We start from the raw sequence: 12,778 nt of genomic DNA on the forward strand, positions 1-12,778 counted from the left end.
TCTTCTAAGCGCCCCGTGACATAAACTGATGTGTTGCCTGAGACGTTCCCATTGATCAAAAGCCTATCGGTTTTTTGATCGGCGATTGGTGCTCCATCACTCCATTGTGCGTTGAAGTAAATTTTTGCGTCACCAGAGGCATTGTAGACGGCTTGCGTGTCTGGTTTACCAGAACCTATATACAAAGTTTGGTAATGCTGTTTTTCTGTTGGCTTGCTAAACATAATGGAGCTGTTATCGAGATTAAGCGTAGAAATATCGGAACGAGATCTTTGAGCAATATCAAGTAGTTTTCCATCAGCATCTTTTTCATTGTTACTGATCTTCAACGTCCATTTTGTGTCGTTTTTCAGATCAAAGCGTGTTTGCCCATTTTCGTCATTTCTTACACCGCCTTGTAAGACAGAATGGTCTGCGGTTAAAGTAAACATTTCAACAGGTTTTGTCTTCTGCTTTATGTTTTTGAATAACGTATCTGCAAGGATTTTTGAATTTTTGAGATTAATTTTTCCCATTGATTCATCGGTATTTATTCCAATACCATTTTCAACGATCAGATCTGTATTGGTCAAATTAACTTCACTGTTTTGCCAATCTTGTGGATTACTATTACTTAGGCCATTTAACTTATTTTTAGACAAATCTGTAAAATTCACCCCAGCAACCCCTGCTGTTGCAGAAGTATTTGCGAGATCAATATGTCCATTTCTGTTTATCTTTAGTGCAATTAGTGTTGCATCTATTTTGTTTTCAGCGCCATTGATCATCTTAATCGTGCTATTGGATGCGACAAGTCCAAAATCAACTTTTTCAATCGTTGTTTTTCCGTTTAATTCAATGACGCTATTTGCAGCAGCATTTACACCCATGCTGGGCAGTTCGATTCCCTCAATATTTGTTTTCTTCCCTTTTATCGTTAATTCTTCACTTGTGATTTTGCCTCCATCCGTTACATAAAGACCAAAGAGAGTCTTCGTAATCGTTGTTTTTCCTTTTAATTCAATGACGCTGTTTGGGCCCTCAGCTGATGCGCCTGTAACTGAGCTTTCGCCATTTTCTGTGAGTGCAACATCTTTAACATTAATATATCCACCCAAAGTTGCATATAATGAATTATTACTCCCAGTAACAGTTCCTCCTGTCATGAAAATTTTTGATTGCTCACCAATGGCACTCAGCGCATTATGCTCAGATGAAATGATTTTCGCACCATTGTTTAAAGTAATGCTACTGCCGTTTTGAGCAATTATTGCTTCTCCTTTTGCCTCAAAAGATCCGCCGGTGATTGTTATTTGAGATTTGTTATCTGCTAAGATGCTGTTTTTTGCTTTCGTGACGGTTACATTATTTAAAGTGACAATACTTCCTTTGTCAGCACTTATTCCTTTATCCATAAGAAAGTCATCATTTTCGCTTGATATTTTTACATCTTTCAGCGTGTTTTCTTTGCTGGTGGTGTTAAGAAATGATGCACCTACTGCTTTGTCTCCTGTGACCTCAATCGATCCTCCGGTCATCTTGATTGTCGCATTATCACTTTCGGCTTTAACACCGATCGAAGCATTTTTAATTGTTGTGTTACCATTCAATTCAATAGTGCTGGAACCTCTTGCAAATGCACCGAATTTTGTTCCTTTACCATTTGCTGTGAGCACAACATCTTTAACATTAATATATCCACCAGCTTTTGTATATAATACACTATTGCTACCGGTAACAGTTCCCTCTGTCATAAAAATTTTTGATTGCTCACCAATGGCATTGAGCCCATCACCGTTAAGTGATGTGATTTTTGCCTTATTGTTTAAAGTAATGATACTACCGTTTCGAGCATTGATTGCTGTTTCGTTTGCCTCAAAAGATCCATCGATAACTGTTACTTGAGTTTGGTTATCTGCAAAGATGCTGTTTTTTGCTTTTTTAACAGTTATATTTTTCAAAGTGAGTTTACTTTTTTTTTCAGCTTTTATTGCGTTATAGGGTTCACTGTTTTCACTTGTTATTGTGACATTTTCCATATTTCCGTTACCCGCATTTAGCTGAATAGCGGTTTTATCAACATTGATAGAACCTCCTGTCATTTTGAATGTAGCGTTGTCCGATATATTAACGCCGTATTCATAGGAAGATTTAGTTCCAAGTGGAGCACTAATGATGGTATTGTCCGATAATTCAATCAAACTATCGGATCCTTTAACGGTGACAACGGTTGTAACAGATGGTGGTGTTGGAGAGGTACTCCCCAGCTTTAAATTCTTGCCGATGATTTTTCCACCTGTTTCTGCCCAAATATTATCGTAGCTTTCTTTAGAGACTTCCATTTTTTTTCCATCAGAAACTTTAAGTTCTTTAAGTTCTTCCGCTTGTGTGTTGTGGTAGGTCCCAAATAATAGAATTGCTGCAGTTGCTGTATGCGATAAAAGAGATTTTTTAGACATTTATGTTCTCCTCACTTAAAACTAAGCTACAAATATTTTTTCTGTTTGCCATATCTCCACTTGTTATAAGAAGAACAAACAATATAAGAAAATAAATAATGGTCTATAAAAATATTCTTCTTGCTCACTATTTTATAATTTACTTATAGTTTTATAATTTACTTATAGTCAAATTAAAAAACATAATAATTAATGTATATATTTACATTTAAGTCATATTATATTTATAGTTTTAGTTATTACGTATTAAATATATAATTAAAAATATTAAAATGATATTTAAATACAATATTATAAGCAAATGATCGTTGTTTGTTTGTACTTTTTAATGTTATCACAGTACTGTCATATATTTTGATGCATTAAGGAGAATAAAGGGGGGACAGCATCGTTGGGAACAGCCGTCAGCAAAAATTAAAAAAGTTTACTTAATTTTAGATCTGAGGTGTTTTATATTGGATGTAATGTGTTTTATAAATATGCTAAAGAGTACTGATTGATGCTTTTATAAATCTTAGTTTCTTCTTGAGTATTTTGATAAAGTGGTTGATGTCTTTGTTTTTTGGGTGTATTTAATTAAATTATCTGCGTAAAGAAATATTTTGCAGTATGTTTCCTGTGTAAAGAGGAAAATAATAGTAGCTTGTGCTTTTTATTTACTTACGACAGTAAAACTTTACATTTTCTTTTTGCTTTGAGAAAAAGGGGAAGGGGATTTTATGAAGCAAGCGCGATTTATCAATAAACATATATGATTTATCAATAAATACATATAAGGTGTTTTTTCTGAAAGTTTTACTTTCACTTGGAGATGAAGCGCTTTGCGACATTTTTGTTTATGAGAGATAAATGCCATTCAATATCTAAGACAGCGTAAGGGGCAGATTTCTCAAAATCACTGAATTTATTCTCACCCTTAAGCATAACCACCCGCTTTAGTGCATATTTTCATTCTTTTGCGCAAAGACTGCTACACGCATTTCACGCTCCCCAATTCCAGCAAATTGGCAAGACCTTCCACAGCTGTCTTTTCAGGATTATAACGAAAGCGTTTTTTTGCCTGTGTACGAGCAACTACTTCAATCTGGTATGCATCAAAAACAATACCTAGCCTTGTCAATCAATAAATCTTGATGGAGATGATCTTGGGAGGATAAAGAACAAAAGCTATTCGAGCGATCTTTTTATGAAAGGGTGTCAAGAATAAAAAAAGGCAGCATATCGTGCTGCCTTTTTATTAAATTGAATAGAATGAATAGGCTATTTTTACAGCCTTGATTTAAAACTGATAGCGTATGCCGCCTGAGAAATTTGCTCCAGATATACCAGTTTTCTGAAGCTTTTGTTGATAACTTACATCACCATGAAGGGAGAAATTGTGAGACAGTTGCGCATTGATGCCAACGCCGCCTTCAATTGCAGGTCCCATAGGATCAAGGTCAAAATCTCTGCCAATCTGGATGGTACCATTATCACCAAAGGTTTTGATCAAGTTTACTTTTCCATAGAAAGACATTGGACGGTTGCTTTCAGTGGAAATGGTTTTTGTCAAACGTCCACCAACACGGATCAACCATTGAGAAGGATTTTTCATATCAACGGTAAAATTATCAGCATCTTCAATGGTATTAAACATCAAATGTTGATAGGCAATTTGTGCTTGTGGCTCAAATGTTAAACTTTCCATTCCGGTTGCAAACTCTTTGCCAACAGTGGTGGAGATACTCAACATTTTGGCATTTTGCAATTTTGCGGTTTTACCAATGATAGCATTGGTGATATCTCCTTTTAGAATTCCATAGGATAACAGTGTATCCATATAGAAACCATTGTCATGCTGCACGCTGCCATAAGCTGTTAGTGACCATTTATCCAATGTGCTCTTACTGGCATCCGCTATGTCCTTTGGAGTGAAAGACAGCCGCCCATAGGTGCCTACAAGACCGAAATGTGTTGTGGTATTTTGTCCTTCTAATGCTGCGAATGTGACTCCGGCTTGGAGAGCAGCATAGCGGATATCAGCACCATAACCATATTTGAGAGGTCCGCGTTCAGAAGATAAGGTTCCTGTGTTTCCGTAAGTATAGAGGAAGAAACCGGTTTGTTTTTCCTCTTCTTTTCCTAAGACAGATGTTCTGATATTGGCTAAAAGTGCATTTTGTTTAGCCATATCGGTTAATCCACTATAGAAGAGAGCATTTGGCATGACTAAGTAATTGGCCGTTTGTGCTACAGGGACGATCACACTTGGACCAGAACCAGAATCTGTTTCAAGAATTTCTTTATGTAAGCGGAAATCCCAGAAATTTTCATTCTTCTCATCAAAGAGGCTTTGTGCAACATCGGCTGTACCGTGGCTTGACTCTGGTCCATAGGCCGTTAGCGTATATTTATAAGGCAAACGATTTCTTGTGGTATAGCCATTTACGAGTTTGAAAGAGTCTTCTTGTGCTTTTCCAGATACTTGAATGAGCGAGAGGCCACCTATATTGGAAGGATCAGCAGCATTGACTACACTACTTTCATCTCCTGAATCGCTTTTGATATAAACTGTTGTGGAGCCTGAGACATCACCGTGGATCAAAAGTCTATCGGTTTTTTGATCGGCACTTGCTACCCCATCACTCCAGGCAATGTTGAAGTAAATCTTTGCATTACCAGAGGCGTTGTAGACTGTTTGCGTATCTGGTTTACCAGATCCTATATGCAATGTGTGATAATGATCTTCTGTTGGTCCATTAAAGATAATAGAGCTGTTATCGAGATTAAGCGTGGAAATATCAGAACGAGATCTTTGAGCAATATCAAGCAGATTGCCATCAGCATCTTTTTCTTTTGTACTGGTCTTTAGTGTCCATGTTGTCTTGTTTTTTAGATCAAAATGTACATTTCTGTCTTTAGCAATATTCGCTCTGCCTTCTAAAGTTGAATGATCAGCGCTTAATGTGAAGGTGCCATTGGAGATCGCTTTAACCTCTTTATTGTTCCAATAATTGTCATTTTTCCAAGATTTTGGATCTTCAAAAAGACCATCTCCTAACAATACATCAGCATGGATTTCTGAATTTTTGAGATTTGCTGTACCGATTGATAAAGTTGGAATATCTTCAATGTTTGTGTTAGTAAAAGCTCCAACAAAAATTCCTGTGCCATTTTCAACGTGAATATCTGCATTGGTTAAATTGATTTCACTGCTTTTACGTTTTTGTGGATCATCTGGATAATCTAAATCAGGATTAGAGAGAGCTATAAATTGCAAACCAGCAACTCCTGCTATCATAGAAGTATTTACGACATCAATATGTCCGTTAAATGCCGCCCATAGTGCAACTTTTTTTGCTTCTATTTTATTTTTTATTGTATTCTCTGTTGCTCCAATATAACCATTCGTCATCTTAATTGTGCTATTATTTCCTGCAAAAAGACCAACATCAAAATTTTGAATGATTGTTTTACCATTTAACTTAATTAAACTATCAGTTTCTGCAACGTTTACACCAACGGTCATTGTTTTACTTTCACTACCGGTTATAATTAAATCTCCGCTAATGATTTGACTTCCACCGTCTGCATAAAACCCTTCATCGACATTTTGAATGGTTGTTTTGCCCATTAACCTAACTTCACTACCAGAGTCCGATGTCCATATACCAGTGCGTTCGTTGTCGGAGCCTTCAAGTGCTTCACCACCGATTATCGATAAGTTTTCGCTAATGATTTTACCACCGTTAACTGCTCCAAGGCCGTCCAAAGTATTGTTAATTATTGTATCACCATGCAATTGAATTGTGCTGTCATTGCCACTTACAAATGCACCGCTTCCTTTTCCCTCTGTTGTTAGAGCAACATCTGTGGCATCAATATGCCCACCGTTGATTGCGAATAACGCTGTTTTGTTCGCGGCTACGGATCCTCCCGTCATTATGATCTTAGATCCTGAACCGTCTGCAAGGAGTCCTTCGCCATTAGATGATATAATGTTAGCATTGTTTTTTAAGATAATCGTACTGCTGGCTTCGGCGCTTCCTCCTACATCATGTCCACTAAATGATCCTCCTGAGACCGTTATTGTTGAGTGATCATTTGCAACTATACTGGCGGCTGCTTGAGTCACTGTTACATCTTTTAAAGTGACGGTACTTTTATCTGCTTTTATTCCAAAGTTCAGTAACGCATCGTCTTTATTATTCGATATCTTCACACCTTCTAGCTTGTTTTCACCGCTGTTACTGTTTAAAAAGCCGGCACCAACTAGAGAAGTTTTAATGGTCCCTCCAGTCATGTTTATTGCGCCACCATCGTTTGTTGTAAGTCCAATTTCACTATTACTAATCGTTGTTCCTTCAAGCAATTCAACTACACTGCCTTCGCCATTAGAAAATACACCAGACGATATATCTTCGTCACCTAGAGATACATCTGTAACATTTAGAGACACATTTGTGACCGTAATATGTCCACCATTTTCAGCAACCAATGCATTACCTTTCCCCGTGACGGTTCCTCCCGTCATGCTGATGGTGGAGTTTGAACTATTTGCATAGAGTCCAATGTTATCAGATGATGTAATGTTTGCATTGTTGGTTAAAGTGATGGCGCTGCCGTTTTGAGCAGATATTGTTGTATTTTGTGCATGAAATGATCCTCCTGAGGCTGTTATTGTCGAGTGATCATCTGCAACTAAGGCATTGGTTGCTTGCATGACGGTTACATCTTTTAAAGTGACGGTACTTTTATCTGCTTTTATTCCAAAGTTCAGTAACGCATCGTCTTTACTATTCGATATCTTTACACCTTCTAGCTTGTTTTCGCTGTTGTTACTGTTTAAGAAGCCAGCACCAACTAGAGAAGTTTTAATGGCTCCTCCAGTCATCTTGATTGCACCATCGTTTAGTGCTTGAAGCCCGAGTGCACTATTACTAATAGTTGTATTTCCAAGTAATTCAATTACACTGCCTTCACCAACAGAAAATACACCAGACGATATATAGTCGTCACTTGGAGCCACATCTGTGACAGTTAGAGCCACATCTGCAACAGTAATATGTCCACCATTTTCAGCAACCAATGCATTACCTTTCCCCGTGACAGTTCCTGCCGTCATTGTGATGGTGGATTTTGAACCTTCTGCATAGAGTCCAACATTATCAGATGATGTAATGTTTGCATCATTGGTTAAAGTGATAGTGCTGCCGCTTTTAGCAGATATTGTTGTATTTTGTGCATGAAATGATCCTCCCGAGATTGTTATTGTCGAATCATTCTCTGCAAATATACCGGCGGCTGCTTGAGTCACTGTTACATCTTTTAAAGTAACGGTACTTTTATCTGCTTTTATCCCAAAGTTCAGTGGCGTATCGTCTTTATCACTCGATATTGTCACATTTTCTAGTTTGTTTTCATGACTGTTACTGTTTAAGAAGCCAGCACCAGCTGCAGAAGCTGTAATGGTTCCTCCAATCATCTTGATTGCGCCATCATTTTGGAATGCAAGCCCGATTGCACTACCACTAATTGTGGTCTTTCCAAGCAATTCAATTACACTATTTGCGCCATTAGAAAATACACCAAATGACTTATCGCTATCATTTGTTTTTAGGGTAACATCTGTAACAGTAATATGACCACCATCTTCAGCAACCAAAGCACTCGCTTTTCCCGTGACGTTTCCTTCTATCATTGTGATGGAGGAGTTTGAATCTTTAGCATATAATCCAACATCATCAGATGATGTAATTTTTGCACCGTTTGTTAAAGTGATGGCGCTGCCGTTTTGAGCAGATATTGTTGCATTTTGTGCATGAAATGATCCTCCCGAGATTGTTATTGTCGAATCATGATCTGCAAATATACCGGCGGCTGCTTGAGTCACTGTTACATCTTTTAAAGTGACGGTACCTTTATCTGCTTTTATTCCAAAGTTCAGTGGCGCATCGTCTTTACCACTCGATATTGTCACATTTTCTAGTTTGTTTTCACGGCTGTTACTGTTTAAGAAGCCAGCACCAGCTGCAGAAGCTGTAATGGTTCCCCCAGTCATCTTGATTACACCACCGTTTTGTGCTTGAAGCCCGATTGCACTATCACTAATCGTTGTCTTTCCAAGTAATTCAATCATGCTACCAAGGTCATCAGAAGCTACACCAATTCCATCACCATTTGTTTTTAGGGTGACATCTGTAACAGTAATATGGCCACCGTATGTTGTCGTTACTGCTTCCTCTTTCGCTGTAATGCTCCCTCCTGTCATTTCGATGATGGACTTTGAACCTTCCGCATAGAGTCCAGCATCGTTATATGATGTAATTTTTGCACCGCCAGTTAAAGTGATGTTGCCGCCGTTTTGAGCAAATATTGCTGCTTTTTCTGCATCAAATGATCCTCCTAAGACTTTTACTGTGGAATCATATGCATCTATGGCAGTTTGTGCTTGCGTCACTGTTACATTATTTAAAGTGACATTACTGTTAGTTGCCTTGATTCCATTGATTAGTGGCGCATCATCTTTCCCACTTGATGTCACTACATCTTTCAGTTCGTTTTCTTTGCTCTTGCTATCTAAAAAGAATGCACCAACTTTGGACGCTGTAATGCTTCCCCCAGTCATTGCGATTGCGCCACTTTCTTGTGTTTTTAACCCGATTGTCGCATCATTGATCTTTGTATCAGATAATTCAATCACACTGTTTTCACCTTGAGACAATGCGCCGAATCCACTCTCAATTTTAGTACCCTTATTATATGCAGGGTTATCCCTTTCTGTAGTAGGTGCACTTGTGGTATCTTCCTTAGCTGTTAGAGTACCACCCGTGACTTTAATATGACCACCGTCGTTTGTATACAATGCTGCGTCTTTTCCAGTTACGCTTCCCCCAGTCATTTTTATGGTGGTATTTTCATCATCGGCATGGAGTCCGTTACCATTAGATGAGGTAATGTTAGTACCGCCATCTACAGTAATGGTGGTGCCGCCCATAGCATATACGCCATCCATTTTACCTTCGAATGATCCTCCGGATACTATAACTTGAGAAACGACATCCGCAAGTATACCAGTTTCTGCTTGCTTAACTGTTACATTTTCTAAAGTGATAAAACTTTCGTTGTTTATTTCTATTCCAAGGAGTGATGATGCTTCATTTTTATTATCTGATATCACTACATTTTGTAGTATATTTCTACTATTCTTACTATCATCAATATAAACACCAGTTTGAGAAGCTGTAATGTTCCCCCCAGTCAGGTTGATGTTAGCGCCGTCTTTTACAGAAATACCAAAACGAACATCAGAATCAGTGCCTTGAATATTTAAGCCATTTAATTCAAGCGCACTGTTAGCACCTTCAACTGTTACAACATATTTATCGCTACCTGTGTCTGTATTTGTGTTTTTATTTCCAGTTACAGTTACAGTACTGCCGGTGATTTTTCCTTTGTCTTTTACATAAATAGTCTCGTACGTTTTTCCGGATATATCTTTTTCTTCGTTGGCAACGCCAAGAGTTTCAGCATGTGCAGTGAACTGGATGTTGAATAGTATGATAGCAGCCGCAGCTGTGCATGATAAAAGGGATGTTTTATACACTAGTATTCTCCTTATGAGAGCCCCCAAATATTCATTTCCCCGCAAACTTCATAAGAAGAAGTGAAAATGGATAGTTGTTATTAATTTCGATAATTGTCTTTATTTGGTAAGATATTTTTGGTTTTTTGTCAAAATTAAAAAACAAATGATATTAAATTTGTATTAATTTATATTTAACACACAATGTGTTTGTAATTATTTATATTATATAATTAAATTTATTGTAAATCTATATTATAGAAATTATAAATATTATTATAATACTTACATAAGTTATATTATTTTTTATAAAGTAATAATAGTATTTTCTGTAATACTTCTGCATTTTTATAACTTATCAAAGTAAGTTATGACGGTAATACTCAAACACTATTGCTAGCACTTTTGATTATTTATACCTTATTTATCATAATATTCTAATATATTTGATCTTGATATCCAAAGGAGTTGGGTGCTCTAGTATAAGAATACATTTTTTCTCCTGTTGGGGATATTTTAATAGTATACGACTAAGTTTTTATAAGCTGTTGATGTATCGATGACATTTGAAAGAGCCAGAGCCCAAGCTTATAAATCTTAATCAATGAAGATGCTTCAAGTTGAAGGCTTGAAATCAACAGTGCTTTTATATCATCAAAGTGCACCTTCATTGAAGGATTATTGCTTTCGTTATTTCGAATTTTTGACATATTTTTGACAATAAAATCTAAAAAATTGCTTCTGAGCAATTTTTTAATATAATATGTAACGTTTTTATGGCGATAGGTTTATGAGATATAAAGTTGAATTGGTAATCACCGTGATTGCTTTTACTCTCTCTGGTTGTTTTAATCTTGATTCTGAAAAAATAAAAAGAGACAAGAGGCTTTATCATGATGCATTCATGGATTGGTCGATGAAAGAAAAGTCTCTTACAGAAAATTATACTGCTATCATTATGGCTGATCCGCAACCGTGGCGTTTAAACTCTGGTGATGCCAATGGAATATCAAACAGAGAGCCATGGTTAAAGATAAATGAGCAGGTTGCTGGTGTGATAAAAGCGCACAAGGCTGCATTCCATATTGTCAATGGTGATCTGACGGAGTTTGGACAACAAAAAAACTATGATGATTATGAAAATGTTTATAAAACTCTTGGAGCACCTGTCTATGAGGGGCTAGGGAATCACGATTATGCCAATAATGTTGGTAATTGTACAAATCCTCAAGAATTCAGTTTTTACAAAGATGCTTGTGCTATAAGTGCAGTTTCAAGAATGGTATCGGAAATCAAAAAATACCGTAGTCAATTATCGCATTTCAATGCAGATGTTACTGAAAGTTTGGTTCCCATTTCGGGTGGAAATATTCGCTTGATAAGGGGGAGTTTGAGTTATTCTTGGGATTATGGAGATGTTCACTATGTGCAGCTTCACAATTATCCAAGCTATACGGTTGGTTTGAAGGGGCAGTCTACAGAAGTGCAAATCAATAAATCTTTAGATTGGCTTAGGAACGATTTAGCTGCTGCTGATGCAAGAGGTAAAGTGACAATCATTAATTTTCATGATGCGCGTGCTGCTTCCATTGATGGTGAATCCTTTTTTATTCGTAAAAAGAATGCTAAAGATTTGTCGGTCTTTAAGTCAATTATTACCTCTCATAATGTTAAAGCAATCTTCGTGGGGCACACGCATTATCAGTCTTATTGCCGTGCGAAAAATGATAAGGTTTTTGGAAATATCCCTATATATACAGCTGGTGCGCTTTTTAATGGAGATTATTACCTCATAGATGTGAAAGGCAAGACCATTCACGTTAAAGCCTATAATGGAGAAATAGGAAAACCGCTTTTAATTAAAGATCTTGGCGTTATAGGGAAAGACACCCAATTTTCGGCAAGTTGCAGTAAGTTATAATAGGATTTTTTTCTTTGTCTTAAAGCATGAGGGAAAAAGCGTATTATATGTGCGGACTTGAAGAGCAGTAGGAGTGTCTAAATGTTATTTAGAAATAGAGTGAAAAATCAGACATATTTTTTTCAAAGCTGCTAAGATTTCAGGTTATACGCTATAAGTGCAATGGTTTAATGTGAACTGAGCTTTAATACAAAGCAGAATAATGATTTGTTATTCTATTTTTTCTTTTTAGGCTTTCATCTTTGAAGAAAGGGGAGTTTGTCAAGGGTGTGTTCATAATTTGCTAGCACATGTTGTCCAGAATTATCAAGAAGGTTGTTTCTATTAGTTTGTTGCAGTATAATTATCAAGTTATGCCCTTTGTTAGAGTTTATAATATCTACTCATGGGCAACTCTTTTCTTTTTCATAAGAAAAGCTTTTTATTTTGATTAATTTTTTACTTATAATCTTCAAACAATTGATGTTTTGTGATGCTGTATAATTTCTCTTGATTAACCGTATGAACTTTTAGTTGTATTACAATTTTATCTTCTTCTTTTATACGTAAGTAAATCGTTACAATAATATGATACAAATATTGGAGTCTGTTTATAGCTGTTATGGTCTCATGCAATTATCCTTAGATGACTCTCACGTGTTTTGGCAGTTTTATCTTTTCTTTGAGAGAGGTGTAAAAAGGGGATTTTAAGAAGTTCTAGTTTAGAAAGAGTTTTTTTACACAGGAAAAGCTCTCGGATGCTGCCAAGGCTGGTATGGAACAAGCGGGCGAAGATCTGGCTAATTCGATTGTCGATGGCTTTATGTCGTCTATCTCACAATTGATGGATTTTTGTAAATCTTTGCCTAGCCGCAT

General features: G+C 36.7%; 3 protein-coding genes and 1 pseudogene. 1 reads left to right on the forward strand and 3 read right to left on the reverse strand.

What is annotated here, in order from left to right; translation table 11 throughout:
• From ACFINY_RS08650 to ACFINY_RS08660, 3 genes and pseudogenes are all read right to left on the reverse strand, one after another.
• Window positions 1-2,438 (reverse strand): annotated as a pseudogene (locus ACFINY_RS08650) (autotransporter outer membrane beta-barrel domain-containing protein); the annotation flags it as partial.
• 970 nt (window positions 2,439-3,408) lie between these two features.
• A complete protein-coding gene (locus ACFINY_RS08655) occupies window positions 3,409-3,558 on the reverse strand; it encodes a hypothetical protein (RefSeq protein WP_375612614.1) in 150 nt (49 codons plus the stop codon).
• A 159-nt stretch (window positions 3,559-3,717) separates the two neighbouring features.
• On the reverse strand, window positions 3,718-10,023 hold the full coding sequence (locus ACFINY_RS08660) for an autotransporter outer membrane beta-barrel domain-containing protein (protein WP_375701008.1): 6,306 nt from the start codon (window positions 10,021-10,023) through the stop codon (window positions 3,718-3,720).
• Between the two features lie 769 nt (window positions 10,024-10,792).
• Here ACFINY_RS08660 and ACFINY_RS08665 point away from each other — a divergent pair.
• Window positions 10,793-11,923: a metallophosphoesterase gene (locus ACFINY_RS08665; RefSeq protein WP_375612555.1), complete on the forward strand. Its 1,131-nt coding sequence runs from the start codon at window positions 10,793-10,795 to the stop codon at window positions 11,921-11,923.
• The last annotated feature ends 855 nt before the right edge of the window (window positions 11,924-12,778 follow it).

Source organism: Bartonella sp. AA23NXGY, from assembly GCF_042197165.1.
Classification (GTDB): Bacteria; Pseudomonadota; Alphaproteobacteria; order Rhizobiales; family Rhizobiaceae; genus Bartonella.

What these genes read in the sequence shown, in the direction of transcription:
- ACFINY_RS08665 (WP_375612555.1), top strand. Translation starts at nt 10,793, where the DNA reads ATGAGATATAAAGTTGAATTGGTAATCACCGTGATTGCTTTTACTCTC.